The sequence below is a fragment of the Paraburkholderia fungorum genome (genome assembly GCF_902833645.1).
Taxonomy (GTDB): Bacteria; Pseudomonadota; Gammaproteobacteria; order Burkholderiales; family Burkholderiaceae; genus Paraburkholderia; species Paraburkholderia fungorum.
The window spans coordinates 764,771-784,777 of sequence record NZ_CADFGE010000002.1 but is presented as its reverse complement, the minus strand read 5'-3'; the positions used below and the strand labels follow the sequence as shown (position 1 = coordinate 784,777).

General features: G+C 60.3%; 19 protein-coding genes and 1 pseudogene. 13 read left to right on the top strand and 7 right to left on the bottom strand.

The features are described from left to right. Positions 1-63 precede the first annotated feature (63 nt). The 5 genes from HWX91_RS10225 to HWX91_RS10205 all read left to right on the top strand — a co-directional run bounded on the left by HWX91_RS10225 (position 64) and on the right by HWX91_RS10205 (position 4,674). Positions 64-636: a chromate transporter gene (locus HWX91_RS10225; protein WP_025495950.1), complete on the top strand. Its 573-nt coding sequence runs from the start codon at positions 64-66 to the stop codon at positions 634-636. After that, on the top strand, positions 626-1,162 hold the full coding sequence (locus HWX91_RS10220) for a chromate transporter (RefSeq protein WP_028198287.1): 537 nt from the start codon (positions 626-628) through the stop codon (positions 1,160-1,162). Before HWX91_RS10225 ends, HWX91_RS10220 begins: the two co-directional genes overlap by 11 nt. A gap of 13 nt (positions 1,163-1,175) precedes the next feature. Beyond that, positions 1,176-1,817, top strand: a complete 642-nt coding sequence (locus HWX91_RS10215; RefSeq protein WP_025495952.1) for a glutathione S-transferase family protein — start codon at positions 1,176-1,178, stop codon at positions 1,815-1,817. Between the two features lie 586 nt (positions 1,818-2,403). Further along, positions 2,404-3,390, top strand: a complete 987-nt coding sequence (locus tag HWX91_RS10210) for a YncE family protein (RefSeq protein WP_127837994.1) — start codon at positions 2,404-2,406, stop codon at positions 3,388-3,390. A gap of 135 nt (positions 3,391-3,525) precedes the next feature. After that, complete coding sequence (locus tag HWX91_RS10205) at positions 3,526-4,674, top strand: porin (RefSeq protein WP_028198285.1); 1,149 nt, start codon at positions 3,526-3,528, stop codon at positions 4,672-4,674. 55 nt (positions 4,675-4,729) lie between these two features. Here HWX91_RS10205 and HWX91_RS10200 read toward each other — a convergent pair whose 3' ends face one another. Beyond that, positions 4,730-5,320, bottom strand: coding sequence for a TetR/AcrR family transcriptional regulator (locus HWX91_RS10200; protein WP_025495955.1), 591 nt, complete (start codon positions 5,318-5,320; stop codon positions 4,730-4,732). Between the two features lie 157 nt (positions 5,321-5,477). Between HWX91_RS10200 and HWX91_RS10195 the strand changes: the two genes are divergently transcribed. Then, positions 5,478-6,230, top strand: a complete 753-nt coding sequence (locus HWX91_RS10195; protein WP_028198283.1) for an SDR family NAD(P)-dependent oxidoreductase — start codon at positions 5,478-5,480, stop codon at positions 6,228-6,230. Positions 6,231-6,336: 106 nt separating this feature from the next. Continuing rightward, positions 6,337-6,750 carry a nuclear transport factor 2 family protein gene (locus tag HWX91_RS10190; protein WP_028198282.1) on the top strand — a complete coding sequence of 138 codons (414 nt, stop codon included), beginning with the start codon at positions 6,337-6,339 and terminating at the stop codon, positions 6,748-6,750. Positions 6,751-6,990: 240 nt separating this feature from the next. Here HWX91_RS10190 and HWX91_RS10185 read toward each other — a convergent pair whose 3' ends face one another. Beyond that, entirely contained in the window at positions 6,991-8,154 is a 1,164-nt protein-coding gene (locus tag HWX91_RS10185) for a porin (protein ID WP_028198281.1), read from the bottom strand. A 298-nt stretch (positions 8,155-8,452) separates the two neighbouring features. On the opposite strand from HWX91_RS10185, the gene HWX91_RS10180 reads away from it, so the two are divergent. After that, the gene (locus HWX91_RS10180; RefSeq protein ID WP_028198280.1) at positions 8,453-9,259 is read left to right on the top strand and encodes a MetQ/NlpA family ABC transporter substrate-binding protein; all 807 of its coding nucleotides are present in this window, start codon (positions 8,453-8,455) and stop codon (positions 9,257-9,259) included. An 81-nt stretch (positions 9,260-9,340) separates the two neighbouring features. Here HWX91_RS10180 and HWX91_RS10175 read toward each other — a convergent pair whose 3' ends face one another. Both HWX91_RS10175 and HWX91_RS10170 read right to left on the bottom strand, forming a co-directional pair. After that, complete coding sequence (locus tag HWX91_RS10175) at positions 9,341-10,456, bottom strand: succinylglutamate desuccinylase/aspartoacylase family protein (protein ID WP_028198279.1); 1,116 nt, start codon at positions 10,454-10,456, stop codon at positions 9,341-9,343. A 290-nt stretch (positions 10,457-10,746) separates the two neighbouring features. After that, positions 10,747-11,529, bottom strand: a complete 783-nt coding sequence (locus tag HWX91_RS10170) for an ABC transporter substrate-binding protein (protein ID WP_028198277.1) — start codon at positions 11,527-11,529, stop codon at positions 10,747-10,749. Between the two features lie 718 nt (positions 11,530-12,247). Here HWX91_RS10170 and HWX91_RS10165 point away from each other — a divergent pair. From HWX91_RS10165 to HWX91_RS10150, 4 genes and pseudogenes are all read left to right on the top strand, one after another. Beyond that, on the top strand, positions 12,248-13,396 hold the full coding sequence (locus HWX91_RS10165; RefSeq protein WP_025495962.1) for an ABC transporter substrate-binding protein: 1,149 nt from the start codon (positions 12,248-12,250) through the stop codon (positions 13,394-13,396). Next, positions 13,396-15,189: a diguanylate cyclase domain-containing protein gene (locus HWX91_RS10160; RefSeq protein WP_028198276.1), complete on the top strand. Its 1,794-nt coding sequence runs from the start codon at positions 13,396-13,398 to the stop codon at positions 15,187-15,189. The genes HWX91_RS10165 and HWX91_RS10160 overlap by 1 nt, the downstream gene beginning before the upstream one ends. A 259-nt stretch (positions 15,190-15,448) precedes the next feature. Then, a pseudogene (locus HWX91_RS10155) lies at positions 15,449-15,601 on the top strand (hypothetical protein); the annotation flags it as partial. Between the two features lie 162 nt (positions 15,602-15,763). Continuing rightward, entirely contained in the window at positions 15,764-16,774 is a 1,011-nt protein-coding gene (locus tag HWX91_RS10150) for a lysylphosphatidylglycerol synthase transmembrane domain-containing protein (protein ID WP_162181304.1), read from the top strand. Between the two features lie 44 nt (positions 16,775-16,818). On the opposite strand, the gene HWX91_RS10145 is transcribed toward HWX91_RS10150, so the two are convergent. Continuing rightward, positions 16,819-17,538 (bottom strand): glycosyltransferase family 2 protein, encoded by a 720-nt coding sequence (locus HWX91_RS10145; RefSeq protein ID WP_052660793.1) that lies wholly within the window; start codon positions 17,536-17,538, stop codon positions 16,819-16,821. 143 nt (positions 17,539-17,681) lie between these two features. Here HWX91_RS10145 and HWX91_RS10140 point away from each other — a divergent pair, with 143 nt between their 5' ends. Next, positions 17,682-17,972: a hypothetical protein gene (locus HWX91_RS10140; RefSeq protein WP_035519556.1), complete on the top strand. Its 291-nt coding sequence runs from the start codon at positions 17,682-17,684 to the stop codon at positions 17,970-17,972. 9 nt (positions 17,973-17,981) lie between these two features. Here the strand turns inward: HWX91_RS10140 and HWX91_RS10135 are convergent, their stop codons facing one another. Then, a complete protein-coding gene (locus HWX91_RS10135; protein ID WP_028198274.1) occupies positions 17,982-19,115 on the bottom strand; it encodes an alpha-D-ribose 1-methylphosphonate 5-triphosphate diphosphatase in 1,134 nt (377 codons plus the stop codon). A gap of 120 nt (positions 19,116-19,235) precedes the next feature. Next, the gene (gene phnL / locus HWX91_RS10130; protein WP_028198273.1) at positions 19,236-20,003 is read right to left on the bottom strand and encodes a phosphonate C-P lyase system protein PhnL; all 768 of its coding nucleotides are present in this window, start codon (positions 20,001-20,003) and stop codon (positions 19,236-19,238) included. Positions 20,004-20,007 lie beyond the last annotated feature (4 nt).

The following is a 20,007-nucleotide window of genomic DNA, read 5'->3' as shown; positions in this document are numbered from 1 at the left end:
GAGTTCCGGGTGCGCTGCGCACCCGGTCTGAGTCCCTCTCCCGGACAACAAAGGTAGACAAACGTGCAAGCAGCGACGAGACGTGATGCGACCGATGCTTCGTTGCTGCAGATCCTGCTGCTGTTTGCGCGTGTCGGCTTGACGAGCTTCGGGGGCGGCCTATCCGCGTGGATCTATCGCGAAGTCGTCACGCAGCGTGGCTGGATGAACGAGGAGGAGTTTCTCGGCGCGCTGACGCTCGGGCAGATCTTGCCCGGATCCAATGTCGTGAATCTGTCGATCTACGTGGGTTACCGAATGAAGGGTGCCATCGGCAGCGTGGTGGCGGTTACCTCGTTGCTCGTCCCGCCTATGGGTGTAATCGTGTTGCTCGCGACGATATTTCACGAGTTTTCACAGCTTGCGTGGCTACACCGGTTTCTTGAAGGTGTAGCCGCTGCCGCGGTGGGGATGACCGCGTCGGTGGGATTGCGCACCGCGCGTGCGCTGCTTGCGGATCAGCGCTGGCCGCTGGTGTTGATCCTTGCCGTGTTCCTTGCTGTCGGTATCCTGCGCTTGCCGCTAGTGCCGGTCGCGATCATCGTTGGCACAGTGGGTTTGGTCATTGCTTCGAGGAGTGGGCAGCGTGCGCGATAACCTGTATCTGCAATTGATCGTTGTGTTTGTACCGCTTTCTCTGCTGTCGCTTGGTGGCGGCCAGAGTATCGTCGCCGACATCAACCAGCAGGCGGTGGTGATTCACGGCTGGGTAACACAGGCCGAGTTTGTCGATATGTTTGCCATATCACGGGCCGCCCCCGGGCCTGGCGCGCTGCTCACTACGCTGATCGGCTGGAAAGCGGCTGGCTGGCCTGGCGCGGCTGTCGCTTCGCTGGCGCTTTTTGTCCCGTCGTCGGTACTTGCGTACGGCGCAACGCTTGCGTGGACGCGGCACCAGCAGCACCCGTGGCATCGAACGGCCGAGCGCGGACTTGCACCGGTCGCAACCGGGCTGATTCTCGCCAGTGCGTTTTCGGTGCTGCGTTCGTCGTCCGCAACGTGGACTGTCTGGGGCCTCGCGGCCATTGCGTTGTTCCTATTCGTGGCGCGGCCCAGAATGAATCCGCTCGCCGTGCTGTTTGCGGCAGGGCTTGTGCATGCCGGTCTGGGCGCAATGATTTGATCGGGAGATATCCATGGAACTGTATGGCAGACGTAATTCGATCAACGTCCAGAAGGTCATGTGGTGTCTGGCAGAGCTCGGTCTGAATGAAGGACGTGATTTTCAGCGCATCGACGCAGGCCTGCAGTTCGGCGTGGTAGATACGCCGGAGTTCCTTGCGCTAAATCCGAACGGTCTCGTGCCGACACTTGTTGACGGTGACGTTGTGTTATGGGAGTCGAACACTATTGTTCGTTATCTCGCGTCATCGCGCGAGGAGAGGGCATTGTTGCCGGTCAATCCGGCGGCGCGTGCCGAGGTCGAGCGCTGGATGGACTGGCAACTGGGGACGCTGTGGGCCACATTGCGGGTCGCATTTCTGGGCCTCACGCGAGTGCCGGAAGCCGAGCGCAATTACGACGCGATAAGAGCCTCGCATCTGGAAGCTGCTCGTCTGCTCCGAATTGTGGATGATGCGCTGAGTCACCAACTCTTTCTTGCGCAGCGGCACTTTACGGTTGCGGATATAGGCGTCGCGCTGGCCGCAGTTCGCTGGTTCGACCTGGCGCTGGAGTTCGCCGATGTTCTCGGGACGTACGCCCAACGGCCGTTCCTCGTGGACTGGCTGGGAAGAGTAATTGATCGTCCAGCCTATCGCATCGCCGTGCAGCGATGACGATGTAAGGGCAATGGCGGCACGTACAGCGCTATCGGCCAATTGAACGGTATGTCGCGTCGAATGTATGGTCCTCGAGTCGGCCGGCGCATAAAAAAGTAAAGTGTTGACATTACGCATTTGACAACCTAGACTGAATTTCAGTGATCCTAATAAAAAGCAGGGCTGTTTCTTTAGTCCACGAGGTGGGGAATGGCTTGTGAGTTCTAGTCAATGAAAGGCCGGTGCTGTTCGAGTCCTATGTCGATGCAGCGCAGGCAGCCGAAGGTAAGGACAACACTTCGTGCTTTGAACGGCTAAGCCGTGAGATGCGCGATGGACTCGTGCGCTCAATAACCAATTCACTGCCACGCGAAATGCAAAGAAGTATGGTCGGCGCTTTACCTGCAGGTGCCGTATAGCGAGGAGAACACACCGCGCATAGCCAGACGCGGCACCCGTAGCAATTCAGTGATGCCGTTTCATAAGGTAAGCAGAGAAAAGCCGGACAATAAAAGTAGGCATCCTAATAATCTAACGATTTGAGATTCGAATAAGCCTGTGCAGCCGGTGGGACCATCAAGATCGAAAACAATCAGGAGACATCATGCGTCGTATTTCGAAACTCGCAGTTATTGCCGTCGTAGGAGCAGTTGCATTGACCAATGCTTGCTGGGCGAGCGCGCAGTCCCACTATAAGCTTGTCAAGACAATCGCCCTGCCTGGAAATGGAGGGCATGGCGATTGGGTGACTTTCGATCCCCAGACTCGTACCGCCTGGATCGTGCAGTCGCCCGAGCACAATGTCGTGGTCATTGATGCAGACAAGCTGACCGTCAAGGCGGTGATCGGAGGAATCGAGGATGGTAACGGGATCGCCGTTGGCGACAAGTATGCGTTCGTTGCCGACGCCACGACCAATAAATTGGTGGTTATCGACAAGAACACCTTGAAGCAGATTGCGAGTGTCGATACCGGTGGCAAAAAATCCGATGGCGTGACAATAGACACGCAAAACGGCAAGGTTTTTGTCGCCAATGACGATAGCAATACCGAAACAGTATTCGAGGGTGAAGCGCCATTCGCGCGCGTTGGCAACATTGAGCTGCGTCCTCAACCCGCTAAAGATGGTCCAGACGTCAACCTATACGTACCGGGTCTGGATCGCATTTACCAACCCGTCGACAATGTTGTCGACGTGATTGATCCGAACTCCAGTCAGGTCGTTGCAGTATGGGATTTCCATCTCAGGAAAGCGGCCAAGCCCATGGTTTACGACAGTCAGGCAGGGCATCTGATTATCGGCAGCCGCGACAAGAAAATACTGATCGTCAGCCCGGACGGCAAGCTAGTCGACAGCATCCCATTCGAGGGCGGCGATATCGACCAGATTGCGGTAGACGTAGCGGCCCGCCGGGTTTTCGTTGGCGACAAGATTGGAAGCGCTGAGGTCGTCGATCTCGACGCGAAGCAGGTGGTCGATCATCTGAAGACAGAAAAGAACGCGCATACATTGGCCGTCGATCCGGCCACCCACCGTATCTTTGTATATCTCGACACCAGCAACAAGATCGGCGTGTACGAGCCTGTCTGACCGGATTTATTTGGAGCGAGGCGACTAACCGAACAGGCAGGGAGGCGCTGCCGGCGCCATAGACGAGTAGTAGTTCTCTATCGTCGCTTATTTCTGACGTGTAATTAGTATAACTATATAAATAGGAGATGTTTGATGAAAAATCTGACCGTTTTCAGCAGCGTCGCATTGGTCATGCTGGCTGTTGCATCCACTGCCCATGCGCAAAGCAGAATCACGCTTTACGGTGAACTTGATAACGCGATTGCTTATTACAACAACACCGGGCATGCCTCCCTCGTCGAGTTGCAAGGTGCTGACCTGACGGCCAACGAGTGGGGCATGAAGGGAGTGGAGGATCTGGGCAATCGCTTTCAGGCAATTTTCAACCTCGAGAACGGGTTTAACATTAATACGGGAAAACTGAGTCAAGGTGGCCGGCTGTTTGGGAAAAATGCATGGGTGGGGGTCAACAGCGACGTCTTCGGCAAAGTGACCGTCGGTCGTCAGTTGGACACGACCGTCGATCTGGTTCAACCGCTTACGGCCGATGGCTATGGTCCCGCGTTTACCACACCGGGAGACGTCGACAACAATGACAATACATTTCGCCTGCAAAATTCGATCAAGTACAGCAGTCCAGTATATGCTGGCTTACAGTTCGAGTTGATGTACGGCTTGGGGGGCGTAGCGGGCAATGCATCGTCACAGGAATCCTCTTCAGCATCGATCGCCTATGCTCACGGCGCCTTCAGTGCGGCGGCGGGATATGTCTTTGCCAAGAACGACGGCGCTGGCGGTGTCGGTACGGCGGACCAGACTCAGAACAGTTCGGTTACGCCGTTATTTGGCGACGACCCGTTTGTCGGCTCACGCTTGATAACCCACGTTGCCGTCCAGTATGTCTGGAACGAACTGACTGCCAACGTGCGCTATAGCAATGCGCAATGGAAACCCTACGCGAGTTTTGCTGCTTTTAACCGGAAAGAAACCTTCAATACAGGTGCGGCCTCGCTGGACTATCAGATGACGCCGGCAGTCGCGTTAAACATCGGATACACGTACACGAGGTCAACCGGCGGTTCGTCGGCAACCTACAATAACGTGGCCGCCGGGGTGGAATACAGTCTGTCCAAGCGCACTACGCTCTATGCAATCGGTGGCTATTCACACGCTCACGGAACTACCTTCAGCGAAGATGGTAACCACATCGTATCGGCGGGTGGGACGGTGGGGGACCTGGAATCGAGTTCGGCTACACCCAATCAGGTTGCGCTCATATTCGGGCTGACAACCAAGTTCTGATAGTTTTGAAGGGAAGCGGGCGCAGTACACGCTCGAAATCGTCGTCACCGGTGCCTTATCGATCCGATTCAACTCGTCGCTTCTCGACATCGTTGCCCGACCGATCCGGAAGGATGCCGCTAGTGACAATGTGAACCAGATGATCGGCCCGTGGCGCGAATGACGGTAGGTCGACGAGCCAGCCGAGCGCCGCCATGAGGCCGAACAGGTCGTCCCCATTCATGTCGGCGCGTGCCGTGCCTTCGGCCTGAGCACGAAGCAGTAGTCGCGCGCTCGCTGAGTGCACCGCTGCGCATGAAGCATAAAGAGCGGAGTCCGGATTCGTGTGGGCGGCCGCCATCAGGGCGACGACGCCTTTATAGCTTTGGGCGAAAGCCATCCATTCCCGAAACCAGGACACGAGCGCTTCGTCAGGTGAATGCGACGTTTCGAGTTCGTCTGCCTTCTGCGTCAGTTCGTCCAGATTCGTACACAACAACGCTTCAAACAAGGCTTCTCGCGTTGGGAAATGACGCAGCAGCGTAGCCAACCCGACACCGGCCCGGCGGGCGATATCTCGCATCGATGCGTCGACGCCGTGCGTGGCGACAACGTCGTGCGCGACTGCAAGTAGATGGCTGTAATTTTTTTGTGCGTCGGCTCGCATGGGGTTCCTTGACAAACGGATCACCGATCCGTATATTTGGATCACTGATCCGGATATTGTGAATCATGATCTGGATCGGCGATCCAGATGATACAGCGCCTGTGCACCGGTTGGGGCAGCGGCGCTGCTTTACACCCCAAACGAAAGGCGAAAGATTATGAAAAACCTGGAAGGTAAGGTTGCAGTCATCACGGGCGGAAGCAGCGGGATTGGCCTGGCCACAGCCAGGCGCTTCGTGGAAGAAGGCGCGCACGTCGTGATTACTGGGCGACGGGAGAAACAGCTGAAGGAGGCCGCCGCCGCCATCGGGAAAAACGTTACGACGGTCGTTGGCGACGTGTCCCGTCTGGAAGATCTGGACCGGCTCTACGCTGTCGTGAAGGAGAAACGTGGTCACATCGACGTTCTGTTCGCGAATGCGGGCGCAGGGACAATCGCACCGCTCGCGGTAGCTACCGAGGCCCATTTTGACCAGACCTTCGACGTGAACGTGAAGGGAATGTTCTTTACGGTGCAGAAGGCCCTTCCCCTCTTCAAAGACGGCGGTTCGATTATCCTGAACTCTTCGGTCTCGAACGTGCTCGGGCTTCCAGGATTTACGGCTTACGCCGCGAGTAAGGCGGCTGTGCGCAACTTCGCGCGCGGTTGGGCGCTGGAATTGAAAGACCGCAAGATCCGCGTTAATTGTATGAGCCCCGGAGCAATCGACACCCCGGCCCTGGCGACTACGACAGGCCTTACCACTGAACAGGCCGAGCAGGCAGTCGCACAGTTCACCACGCAGATCCCAATGGGCCGCAGGGGCATGCCCGAGGAAATCGCTGCAGCGGTCACGTTCCTTGCCTCTGACGAAAGTTCGTACATCACTGGTATCGATCTTCCCGTCGATGGGGGCATGGCGCAGGGCTGACCCGAAGCGCTCCCGTGGCTGGCCCGCCGGCCCCGCCAGTCGTGGGACCACGTTTCACACACTTTATTCGCGCGCGCTCCGATCCAGGAGAAATGGAGAAATTCCTATGGATACCGATAAGAACGTCCAGACCGTGAAGGACTTCTTCGCTGCGATCGGCCGCGGCGACAGGAAGGGTCTGCTGACGCTGGTTGCCGAAGACATCGAGTGGATCATCCCGGGCGAGGATTGGCCATTGGCCGGAACGCGCCACGGACACGCGGGGCTGACGGATTTGCTTGAGACCGCATCCAGGTCGATAGAAACGTCAATGGAACCGCGGGAGTTCATCGCGCAAGGAGACAGGGTCGTCGTCGTCGGCTTCGCCAGGGGGACGATCAAAGCCACGAACAAGACGTTCGAAGACGACTGGATCTTCGCCATCACGGTCCGTGACGGCAGACTGACGAGCATCCGGGAGTACATCGACACGCAAGCACTGGCGCGGGCCTCGCAGATGGACACGTCCGGTCCGGCGTAGCGCTGGCCATCTGCGGCCGGGTTTGCTGTGGCCCGGGCGCGACTGATACTGTGATGCGCGGCGCGGTTAGCCGTTACCGTTGCAAAGTTGACGAAGTGGCGGGGCGCCATCAGACGGCGTTGCCTCAACACAGGGAGTTGAAAAAGCCGCTTCCGCAAAAGAAAAACGCCCCGCAGGGCGTTTTCCGGAACCTCAGGACGGCAAGGAACTTGCGCTCCTCGCCGGCAAGCCAAGAGCCGCTTAGAACTTATGACGGATACCGACGCGGAAGGCCAGCTGGTTGTCCGAACCCGTGCCCGACGTGTTGAAGTAGCTCGTGCTGGAGCCGATCTGTGCCTGCAGATCCTGCGTGCCGTTGCGGCCCGCTGCGATCTGGTAGATGCCCAGTGCGTAGACGTCCGTGCGCTTGCTCAGCGCGTAGTCGACGCTCAGGTCAGCCTGGTTCCAGTGGCCCTTGTTGGCGCCGCTCAGGTGCATGTACGTATAGCCCGCACCCGCCGTCAGTGCCGGCGTGAATGCGTACTTCGCGCCTGCTTCATACGCGGCGAACGTGGTCGAGCCGCCCGTGACCGGCGTGAAGTGCGTGTTCGTGTACAACGCCCACAGCGTCGCCGCGCCGATCGAGTAACGGCCGCCCACGCCGAACGTGCGCAGATCGCGGACAGAGCCCGTGGTCACGTTGGCGATGCTGGTCGAGAACGCCGGGGTTGCCTGGCTCGGGTAACGGATGTCCGTGTACGCTGCGCCAATGCCGAACGGGCCATTCGCGTAGTTCACACCCAGGCTGTATGCGCGCGACGAACCTGCGACCGGTGCCGCGGTCGTGCCGGTTGCCGGCGCGCCGGCGAATGCGCCAGCCTGGTTCGAGAAGCCGTACATCGCGCCGAAGGTCAGGCCCGCGAAATTCGCGCTGCTGAACTTGACCGCGTTGTTGATACGGCTCGAGGTCAACTGGTCGACGTCGTTGATGTGGTAAGCGTAGTTACCCGCGACGGTCTGGCCACCCGTCGAGTAGTTGCCGCCCAGATAGTCCGTCGAGAACGAATACTGGCGACCGAACGTCAGCGAACCGACGTTGTTCTGCGAGAGGCCGACGTATGCCTGACGGCCGAACAGCGCGCCACCCTGGCCGAGGGTGCCGTTGCCGCTGTTAAAGCCGTTTTCCAACACGAACAGCGCCTTCAGGCCGCCACCCAGATCTTCGGTGCCGCGCAGGCCCCAACGGCTGCCCTGTGCCACGCCGTCGTCGTACTTGACGAGGTTGTCGTGACCGGTGGCGGTCTTTGAATTGTTCACGTAGCTGATACCGGCATCGATCAGGCCATACAGCGTGACGCTGCTTTGCGCGTGAGCGGCGCTGGCGAAGACGGCGAGAGTAGCGGCGGTCAATACTTTCTTGTTCAAGACTTTCTCCGATTAAAAATTAAGCGATCGCCCCGCCGTGCTCTTTGGCTCGGTCGCGGGATGGCCCGAAATTTAAGGGAATGCAGAGTAAGGTATGTGACAGCTTCGGTTTTTTTAGAAACTGTCGCGCCCGCGCGACACTCCTGTTTCTTTGCTGCCTGGAATCGCACAAGGACTCGCACTCATAAGCTTTTTCCTGACCGTGCATATAAGCGTGTGAAAAACGATTGGTTTTCGGCGGTCTCGGCTGCATGCGACGATCCGCGCCTATCAATCAGAATCGCTCGAGGACACACGCATGCAACGCCGCAAAATCATCCAGAATCTGCTCGCTATAGCCGCCGTTTCGCTCACGGCAACGTTTGCGCATGCCGACGACAAACAACTCAAGGTCGGCACGATGAGCGGCCCGGACGCACAGATCTGGTCGGTCGTGACGAGAGTCGCGGCGCGTGAGGGGTTGAACGTGAAGGTCATCGAATTCAACGACTACGTGCAGCCGAATGCGGCACTCGACGCAGGCGACCTCGACGCCAACGGCTTCCAGCACCAGCCGTTTCTCGATAGCCAGATCAGGCAGCGAGGCTACAAGATCGTCAACGTCGGCCTGACCTACGTTTCGCCGATGGGCTTCTATTCGAAGAAGCTCAAGTCGCTGAAGGACTTGCCGGAAGGCGCGAAGGTCGGCATCCAGAACGACCCGTCGAATGGCAACCGCGCGCTGCTGCTGTTGCAGAAGTACGGCGTGATCAAACTGAAGCCGGGCGTCGGCACCAACGGCGTCAATGCTACGCCGCTCGACGTTGCGGAGAATCCGAAGAAGATCAAGCTGATCGAACTCGACGCCGCGCAATTGCCGCGCTCGCTCGACGACCTCGACGCGGCGTCGATCAACACGGATTACGCGGTGAAGGCCGGCTTGCAGCCGACCAGAGACGCGATCGCGATCGAAGACCTCAAGGGGCCGTACGCGAATCTGATCGCCGTACGCGCGCAGGATCGCGACAAGCCGTGGGTCAAAAAGCTGGTCGCGGCCTACGAATCGGATGAAGTGCGCAAGTACATCGACACGCAATTCAAAGGCGCGATCATCCCCGCTTTCTGAGTAACCGGTTCTTTCGCAACAGAGGCGTAAACGCAAATCGCCCGCTGAAGTAGCGGGCGATTTGCATGGCGGGAAGCGCGCCTAGTTGCTCAACAACGATCCGCTGCGGAACGCCTTCGCACCGGCAATGCGCGCGAATTCCAGCCCGGCCGTCGCGAAGCGCGTCAGATGCCGTGCGTAAAGCACGCCGGCCACGCTGCTCTTTAGCGTGACGACGCGATCGGTCAACGGATCGACGATATCGGCGATCTCGTGGCCGACATCGACCCAGGTGCCGACTTCACAGCGGTAAACCAGCACGCCGCTCATCGGCGCGACGATCGGCTCGGCGCCGGCCAACGGCGTCGCGGCGAATTCGAGCGCCGGCAGCGGCGCCGGCGTGCCGTCGATCACGCCGCGCGAGGTCAGGTACTCGATGATCGCCTGAGCGTCCTGCTCGGCGTACTCGTACGACACCTCGCGCTGGCCGCGCAGTTCGATCGTGACCGAGACCGAGCCGTTCGGAATCGGGAAACGGTCGCCGTAACGGCCGCGCAGATCCGACCAGCAGAAGCTGTGGATTTCGTCGAACGGATTGCCCACCGAATTCAGCGCCAGCAGCGACGCCTTGGCGTCCAGGTAGCGGGCGAGCGGCTCGACTTCCGGCCACAGGTCGGGATTCGTGTATACGTGCATCGCGGCTTCCCAGTCGCAGTGCAGATCGAGCACGACGTCGGCGTCATACGAAAGCTTTTGCAGCGCCAGCCGTTGCGATTCGAGTTCGGTTGCGGGCGCTTGCGCGTCGAGCGCTTCGCGCATCGCCGCGCGGATTGCGGTGCGATTGGCGTCGATGTCGCCGCTCAGGCGCGCTTCGATGCCAGGCTGGATCAGCGCCGACAGCTCGTAGAAGTTGCGGTTGAAGTTCTGCGCGGTGTTGGTCTCGAAGCGGCCCGTCAGATGGCCGAGAAAATGCTGGTTCAGACCGATCGGATTGGCCACCGGCACGATCACGACCTCGCCGCGCACCTTGCCGGCGGCTTCCAGCGCGGCGAGCTTGCGGCGCAGCGCCCACGAGACCAGCATGCCAGGCAACTCGTCGGCATGCAGCGACGACTGGATGTAAATCTTCTGCCCGCCGCCGGGACCATAGTGAAAACTCGTCAGATTACGGGCGGTGCCGAGCGTCGGGGCAATCAGCGGATGGGTTTGGGTTTGCATGGTTTTCAAATCCGCGGGCATGGCGAGCGTGCCGCGCTATGTCGTTGATTACAGGAGGAAACGGGGTGCTTCTTGGCCGGTCATGAGCAGCCCGGTTGGTGGCGCCGCCGTCGCACGATCTTAGCCGATATGACGCGGCGCGTGGTTTTCCGCGGCGCCGTGCGCGATTCGCACGGCGGCCGCGGCAATCGGAGTGCAAAGCGCGCCGCCAAACAAAACGGGCTCCGTATGCTGCGGAGCCCGTTCCTTGCAAGCCTGAACAAGCGCGCCTTCAGGCGCGCATGGCCGGCTTAGCTGCCGTACACGTCGAAGTCGAAGTACTTCTTCTCGAGCTTCTTGTACGTACCGTCCTTGATGATGTCGGCGATTGCCTTGTCGACCTTCGCCTTCAGATCGGTGTCTTCCTTGCGCATGCCGATACCCGCGCCGTTGCCGAGGATTTTCTCGTCGACCAGATCCTTGCCCGCGAACTCGTAGCCCGCGCCGCGCGGCGTCTTCAGGAAGCCGATTTCAGCTTCAACCGCGTCCTGCAGCGATGCGTCGAGACGGCCCGACAGCAAGTCTGCGTAGACCTGGTCCTGGTTCTGATACGGCACGACCTTCACGCCCTTCGGTTCCCAGTACGTTTTCGCGTAGGTTTCCTGGATCGTGCCTTGCTCGACGCCAACCGCCTTGCCCTTCAGCGAATCGGCGGTCGGCAGGATGCCCGAACCCTTCTTCGTGACGAGGCGCGTCGGCGTATTGAACAGCTTCGACGAGAAAGCGATCTGTTCAGCGCGTTGCGGCGTCATGGACATCGACGACAGCACGCCGTCGAATTTCTTCGCCTTCAGGGCCGGAATCATGCCGTCAAAGTCGTTTTCGACCCACACGCATTTGGCCTTCAGGCGCGCGCAGATTTCATTGCCGAGGTCGATGTCGAAGCCAACGAGCTTGCCGTCCGAGCCCTTGGACTCGAACGGGGGGTAGCTGGCGTCAACGCCGAAACGGATAGTCGACCAATCTTTAGCGTGTGCGCCAATCGAGACGGTTGCAAGCAGAGCAACCGTCAAAGCCGCTAGCAGTTTTTTCACTGTTTAACTCCTCGGTGGTAGTTCAAATACTCCCGTATGCGGTTGTGCCGCTGCGGGATGCCTGACGCGACTTATGGTCAGGCTTGGGTTGAAGCTGCCGGCCGGGGCGGCCAGCAGCGCGCGCCAAGCTTATCAGTTCAAAAAGATTGGGTAGCTAGTGAAACACCGGATGGCGCATGGCAATAGCTTTTAAGGCTTGAATGTGGTGAGGGTTCAACAGTGTCGCCATGCGAATTGCATTGATTCGATGCGTTGCTACGGTCTTGTAACGATGTCGTAAACAAGTTGGTCAATCGCGGTCGGGGATGGTCGATGGAGAAACTCGGCGGATAGTTCGCAGGATGCGTGGTGCCGACAAAACCGGTATTGAATGGCGTTTATTTTCCAATGATTATTGCGGATTATTACAGCGCTCGCGATTGTTTCAATTGACTGTCGATGAGTTAAAGATTTCCCCTGAAGTACCGTTAAATACAGTTGGGCGTGTTTGTTAAATTTGTCAAATGAAGCCCGGCCGATTGTTTTTATCGATTGGGTCTCGGCTGGGACCAAAAATGCATTACTTGGCGCTATTATCAACGCTTTGCACAGCAGCCTTCGCAGCGTGCGAATGTATCGATTTCTGTCTGAACAAAGTCAGCGGGTACGACGTATAAGGTTAAAGGCCGTGTGCCTGTTTGCGTTCGTCTTAATGACATTCTGCTAAGCGGTGTTGTATATGCTAACGATTTCGATGGCAGATGAAATGCGCTGTTTCAAACCATCGCTGCGGTGTCGATTTGCAGTCGCGGCGGCGCGCCTGAATTCGTTGGGCAGCCGCGGCTTTTCCGGTTTTTTGACGCTGCTGATAAATGCCGCTATTTGCGCTAGCCTTTTGTCGTCAGCGCCCGTCGCGGCGGCCGGCAACGTTTTGCGTGTGCTGGCATGGCCAGGTTATGCCGACGCCGACGTCGTCAAGACTTTCGAAACACGCTACAACGCGAAGGTTGAAGTCACGTGGGTGGATTCCGACGAGGCGCTGTGGGCGCAGATGCATGCCCAGGATACGCCGCCGTTCGACGTGCTCGCGGCCAACACCGCCGAAATCGAGCGCTATACCCGCGCGAATCTGCTGGCGCCGCTCGATCTGACCAGTCTGCCCAATACGAAGAAACAGTTGGCGCGGTTTCAGGCGCGCTCATCGATTGAAGGGCTGACCTCAGCGGGCCAGGTGTACGCGATTCCATTCACGTATTCGTCGATGGGGCTGATCTATGACCGCAAGCAGTTCGCCGTTGCGCCGCGCTCGATGCGGGAATTGTGGAACCCGCGTTACCGCGGCAAGGTGCTGGACTTCAATAGCGCGCAGCATAATTTCTCGTTCACCGCGCTGGCGCTCGGATATCCCCATCCGTTCCAGCTCGATGCCACGCAGATGCGCGTGATTGCCCGCAAGCTCGTCGATCTGCGCCGCAACCTGCTGACCTATTACACGGTGCCGGAAGAAGCGACCGCGTACTTCGTCCAGCATAAAGTTGCCTTGATGTTCGGTAACTATGGCACCCAGCAGGTTGAATCGTTGCGCCGCGCCGGTGCCGACGTGGGCTACGTGATCCCCGACGAAGGGGCGCTCGCCTGGCTCGACTGCTGGGCGATGACGCGTTCGGCCAGGGATCGCGAGCTCGCGCTTGCCTGGATCAACTATATGATCGAACCGGACGTCAGTGCATTGCTCACGCAACGTCAGGGGCTCGCCAACACGTTGACGGCGCCAGCCGAAGGCAACGACCAGGCGCACATCGTCTGGATCGGTCCCGTGGAAGATATTCAGCGGCGCGAAGAACTATGGACCCGAATCGTGTCCGGTGACAGGTCGGAGCGCTTTTGATGATACGTCCCGGCTTGACGTTCAAGTTATCGATTCTGCTCGCGTGCATTGGCGTGCTCGCATCCGGCGCAACCGGTTATTACACGTATCGTGCCAATCGTACGATGCTGGTGAACGAAGCCGAACAGAGCCTGCTGACATCCACCGAGCTGCTGGGCCAGCGCTTTTCCATGGCGATCGACGACGTCGGCGCGGACGCGCTGGTCCTCGCGAGCCTGCCGTTTTCCGCGGAAGTCGTGCGCACGGACAACGGCATGGGTGCGAATGCGCCGCGCGAGCAGTTGGCGAAGGTGTATGCCAGCTTCATGGTTCACCATCCCGAGTATCTGCAAATCCGGTTGATTACCCGCAAGCACTACGGACTCGAACTGATCCGCTTCGACCGCGATGGGGACGGCCTCGTGCGGGTCGAGGGCGACAGCTTGCAGGAGAAAGGCCAGTTCGCCTACGTGTTCGATACGCTGGCGTTCTCGCCTGGGCGCATTTACACCTCGCCGATCCTGGTGAATCACGAGTACGGTACGCATGCCGCCGAGGGCAAGCCCACACTGCGGCTCGGCACGCCGGTGGCGGACGCGAGTGGAGCGGTGGTGGGCGTGGTCATTATCGATATCGATCTGGGCCGCCTGCTCAACCGTTTGCAGAGCGATTTGCCGAGTGATTACCAGGTCTATCTTGCCAACGAATGGGGCGACTTCCTGGTTCATCCGGATGTATCGAAAACGTTCGGCTTCGATCGGGGGCGCCGCGTGCTGATGCAGGATAGCTTCTCCGCCACCAAGCCGCTCTTCGATCAGACAGAAAGCGAAGTTCTGCTGAACGGTCTGGTGCGGCCGCGGCAGGCGACCGGTCAGGTGCTGGCTTTCGTGCGCAGGCCGTTCGGCGACTCCGAGGGCAACCGCTTTATCGTGATCGGTCTCGGCAAGCCGCTTGATAACGTACTGTCCGGCGCGACCCAACTGGGTAATAGAATCATTCGCATGGTGTTGATCTTCAGCGTGTTGGCGCTGTTCCTGGCAATTCTGTTTGCGCGTGCCCTGACCAAGCCTCTGCACATTCTCGCGCACGCCGCAACGCATCTGTTCGCCGAGCACGCAATGGAAACACTGCCGCTCAAACGGACCGACGAGATCGGCATACTGGCGCGCTGCTTCGATCGTCTACGCCGGGAAATCAAGTCGCAAATGGACGCGTTGCATGCCAAGCAACGCGAGCTCGTGCATCTCGCCACGCACGATGGCTTGACCGGCCTGCCGAACCGCATGTTGTTCATGCAGAAACTCGAGACCGCTATCGAAGAGGCCACGCGGCGTGAGGAAGGGATCGCAGTCTTGTTTGTCGACCTCGACCGCTTCAAGCAGATCAACGACCAGTTCGGCCATTCGATTGGGGACAAGGTATTGGCTGCGGTGGCTCGCCGGCTGAAGCAGGTGCTGTGCTCGGCGGATGTGGCCGCGCGTCTGGGCGGTGACGAGTTCATCGTGTTGGTCGAGGGGCCGCGTTCCGCCGAGGCCGCACCGGGGATCGCCTCGCGGATCATGGACGCGTTGAATGAGGAATTGGTGATCGACGGACAAAGGATGACGGTGGGCGCGAGCATCGGCATTAGTCAGTTTCCGGACGACAGCGCCACGGTCGAGGAGTTGCTGCTCAACGCCGACGCGGCGATGTATGCGGCCAAATCCGGTGGACGGTGCGGGTATCTGCGCTATCAGGACGTGCTCGATGCACGCAAGCTGGAACAGGCGCGCGAAGGGGCAACGGAAGGCCGTGAGGCAGAGCCGACGGCCTGAGGCGCTGCTCGGTTGCCGGTAATGCGGAGCGCCGACGAGCCGCGAGGGTCATTGCGAGGCGAACCCGCGCCGCATCGAAAGAGGCCGCTTGCGCCGATGCCGGCCCAGGACCATAGGGCGCCGCCGACGCCGGTTGTGCGGCTCGTCGTGTCCGACGCTTCACATGCTTATCTCGACGCCGTGCAACGGCAGATCGAGCAGGCGCTGCTCAAGTAATTTTGCCGGCGCTGCGCCGCCCCCAATTTTTGTCGCGGCGTAGATGGTCAAGTACGGCAATACCTGGCGCGCCATCGGCGCGTATCACCCGGAAACGCCGAAGCAGCGCGATGCGTACGCCCGCAGCATCCAGCGAGTGCTGGTCGACTGGGGGCAATTGCCGCCTGCCCGTCAGCCGCTCATAGCGAGCCGCTGATTGTTGGCCGTTAGCTAGTCGTTAGCGAGTCGTTAGTCACGAAACCGCAGCGTCGAGTGGTTATCATGAGGCCTCGGACGGCCTCGATTTCACACGCGAAGCAGCGCTCGCCTTGCTTCGCGCGCGGAAAACCGGGCCTTGCCGCACTTGCCGGGGCCCTCGTTGATCAGATCTCATACGCGTAAAGCAGCAGTGCTGGTGGCGCTGGCCGGTATCGGCCTCGCCGTCGGCGCGCCATTCGCTCTCAATTCGCATGCGGCCTTCGCGGGGCTGGGCGGCGTTCCTCTCTATGTGTTTCTCGCGCTTGCCGCGAGCGCTGCGCTAAGCGGCCTCGCCAAGGCCGGCAAACTGCAACTGATACAAACCGCGCTCGGATTGCGCGTGAGTTTCCTGCGCACGGTCGGCATCACCTTGCTGGCCGATTTCGCGTTTCTGGTTTCGCCGTTGGGCGCGGCAGGCTATGGCGTCAATATCGGCTTGCTGCAGCGCGCCGGGGCGTCGTGGTCGCTGGCGACGACGGTGGTCAGCGCGGATCAGGCGCTCGATCTCGCGTTCTTCGCAACCGCGGTGCCGGTCTCCTTGCTGTTCGCGTTCGGACCACTGATGCAATTGATGCCGCATGCGAGCGCGCCGCTCGTGCTGGGGATTCTCGCAGGCGGTGCGTGTCTCGCGGGCGTCTGCTGGCTGTACCGTCAGCGCGTGGCGACAACGTTGGATGCCACGGGCCGGCGGGTCCGGTGGCTGCACGAGCGCCGGGCGAGGGTGTCGCGCTTTTGCCGCAGCGTTGGCCGGCAATGGCGGGAGCTGGTGGGCGGCCCCAAGTGGCGGCTTGCCGCGCTACTGGTGTTGACTACCCAGCAGTGGCTGCTTCGCTATGGTGCGCTGTGGTTTATTTTGCGCGAGCTTGGCTACCGTCTGCCCTTGGGTTTTGTTCTGGCCGTGCAGGCGGTTGCCCTCCATGCCGCGCTGTGGACCGGCGTGCCCGCAGGCGGCGGCACCGGCGATATTGCGCTTGCCGCCGCGTTCGCCAACTGGGTGCCGCGAGCGAGCATCGCCACGGCATTGGTACTGTGGCGCTTCGCGACGCTCTACTGTCCGTTGATGCTCGGCGCGGCGAGTTTCGCAGCGCTCGCGACGAGAGGGCGCAGCGCATTGCCGGCGGCAACGGAATGAGAGGTCGCCATCCGGCGCTGGGAAGGTCAGCGTTTCAGTGCGGACTAGTCGGGCACTTTTTTCATCCGTGCTGCAAAACTCGCCCGCGGATGATCGTCGATACGCAGGCAGAGTAACTGGAAGGTCTGCGAAATCAGCGCGAGCGGATACACAGCCTTGAAGAGGTCCGCGATCATGCGCCACTCCGCGCGGAGGCCTTTCCAATAGCCGAGCTTCTCGGTTTTACGGGCCTGTGTGACCCGCGGCCAATGCGTGACCGCGATCGGCAGGCGGCGTTCGATGATGCGGCGGTTCATGAACACTTCGACCCCGAAACGTGGCATGCCGTGAACCTCCCGCAGGACTTCGCTCAGCAGCGTTTTTCTGACGACCCGCTCGCCGGAAACAAAATCGAGGCCGATCGCGCGAAATGCCAGCAGGCTGTTCTGGCGCAGGCTCAGACTGACTTGCGCCTTGCCTTGTAAAACGGGAAGGGCGAGCGCGCTGATGCACTCGGCCGTTAGGCCTTTCAGATCGGCGTCGAGCAGCATGAGCCACTCGCCTGTCGCCGCGGCGATTCCGCTTGCCATCGCAGCGCTTTTACCGCGGTTTTCCCCGCCTCGAATCAGCCTCACGGACGGAAAGCGTTCGACTATTTCAGCGGTGCCGTCGGTCGAACCGTCGTCCACCACGATGATCTGGCCGAGCAACGGGTGAGCCCAGGCTATGGCGAGCACCGCGCCGATGCGGGGCGCTTCGTTGTAGGCGCAGATGACGCAAGACATGCGCGGAGAATGCCTGTTTGGAGCGAGATCTGTCATGGAAGCGGGTTAGGTGAATCCATAGTGGACGGGCAATGGTGCGCTGCAGCACAATACAGAATTTTCAGCTATAGTCGGGATACGGCTTATGCCCAGAGAGGTCCAGAATGTACGACGCCGAAATCGCCGCCACCCTCCTGAATCGTTGGGCCACACGTTCATCCACAACTGACTTCGATACCTACCTCGAGCTGTTGCGTGAGGGCAATCTCAGTTTCACCTACCAATCCGGTCACGTGCGCGAAGCCGGTGTTGAAGAGGGTAGCGCCTTCCATATCGAATCCCTCGTTTTCGACGACGGCTCACGCACCCTGCGCGTCGAAGCCCCTGACCGCACGCCCCGCTGGACGCGCTGGGCAGCGGTCGAACCGCTGCTGCCCGTATCCAGCGAGGCCTGAACCCGCTCGTCAAACGATCCGTGCTCCGGCGCGATAGGTTGCGCGCGGCACCGGCAGGGCGTCGAGCATCGTGACCCGCACGAAGTCCGCACGTAAACCCGCTTCGATCGCCCCGCGGTCATGCAAGCCCGCTGTGCGGGCCGGTTCGGCAGAGACCGTCGCCATGGCGCGCGGCAGTGTCCAGCCGGCCTTGCTGACGAGTTCGAACACGGCTGTCATCAGGCTGGAAGGCACGTAATCCGAGGACAGAATATCGAGCAGGTCGGCCTTCGCCAGTTCGAGCGCTGACACGTTGCCGGAATGCGAGCCGCCACGCACGATATTCGGCGCCCCCATGATGGTCGAAATGCCGTGCTCGCGTGCTGTCTCGGCTGCGATACGGGTGGTCGGAAATTCCGCCAGCACGATACCTTCGGCTTTGGCCTGCTCAACGTGTTCGATCAGCGTGTCGTCATGGCTGGCCACCGGAATGCCGAGCCGGTTGCAGCGCGCGACGATCTCGCGCCGGTGCGTATCGGCATAACGTTCCTGTTCGATGGTCAGTTCGGCCAGCGCGGTCGCCACGTGTTCGTCGGTCAGCTTGCCATTACGTTCCTGAAAGCGGCGCCATTGCTCGCGGTCATGCCATTGACGCTGGCCCGGCGTGTGATCCATCACCGAGGCGAGGCGCAGCAACGGATGCCCGCACAGCGAATCGAACACCTCGACCACGTCGGCGGTGGCGATCTCGCAGCGCAGATGCAGAAAGTGCTCGGCGCGCAGCAGCTTGCGCTCCGAGAAGCGCGTGAGGGACTCGGCGCATTGGGTTTGCAGATCGCGGCCGCGCAGCCCGACGTTGGAGCGCGAACCGATCGCGAGGGCGTCGAACACCGTGGTGATGCCGGCTGCCGCCACTTGCGCGTCGTGGATCACGAAGGCGGCGTCGGTATTCCATTGCACGCCCGGGCGCGGCGCCAGATGTTTTTCCAGATTGTCCGTATGCAGTTCGATCAGGCCCGGCAACAGATAATCGCCGTCCCAGTCTTCCGCTTCGCGCGCCGAGGTCGTGCCGCGCTCGACGTCGCGAATCACGCCGTCTTCGATGCGTATCACACCGGTAAATACTTCGTCTCGCGTCACGATGCGAGCGTTCCTGATCAACATCGACTTGCTCCGTAGTCAGTCTTGAGTATTGCACCGCAGTGCTTCGACTCAGTGTTCAGCTCAGTGGTTCAGCTTGTTTGGTTCAGCCTGGCGGCTAAGTGTAGTGCCGCTTCGTGTCAATTAGTGCCGTAGCGGCGGCTGGAGCTCGAGACGGCGCGTAGCGACCTTGTTGCGGGTATCTTCGTCATGAAAGATGCCGACAATCGCCGCGCCGCGCTCGCGTGCCTCGACGATCAGATCGGCGACCACGTCGCGGTTCTCCGCGTCGAGCGAGGCTGTGGGCTCGTCGAGCAGCAACACCGGATGGCCGGCGATCAGGCCTCGGGCAATGTTCACGCGCTGCTGTTCGCCGCCGGAGAAGGTCGCGGGTGCGAGCGTCCATAAGCGCCTGGGTACGTTCAACCTCGCCAGTAGGGTCGCGGCGCGCTCGTCGGCTTCAGCTTGCGCCACCCCGCGCGACAGCAGCGGTTCAGCGACCAGCGTGAGCGTCGGCACGCGCGGAATCACGCGCAGAAACTGGCTGACGTAACCCACTACGCCGCGGCGCAGCCGCAGCACGTCGTGCGGCTCGGCGCCGGTAATCGAGGCCGGCTGCCCGTGATCCGCCGCTGCGTCGCGAATCGCAATGGAGCCCGTACTGGCCAGATAATTGCCGTACAGGCAGCGCAGCAGCGTACTCTTGCCCGCGCCTGACGGCCCGACCAGCACGACACACTCGCCGCGCTCGACCTCGAGCGACACCCCTGCGAGCGCTTCGATCTGCACGCCGCCCTGGCCATGCAGCGTGAAGGTCTTGCCGATACCGACCGCGCGCAGCATCAGCGCGTTGTTCTCGCTGAACGCGCGTTCGGCGGCTTGCGATTGCTTGCTTGTTTCAATGGATTGCATTGTG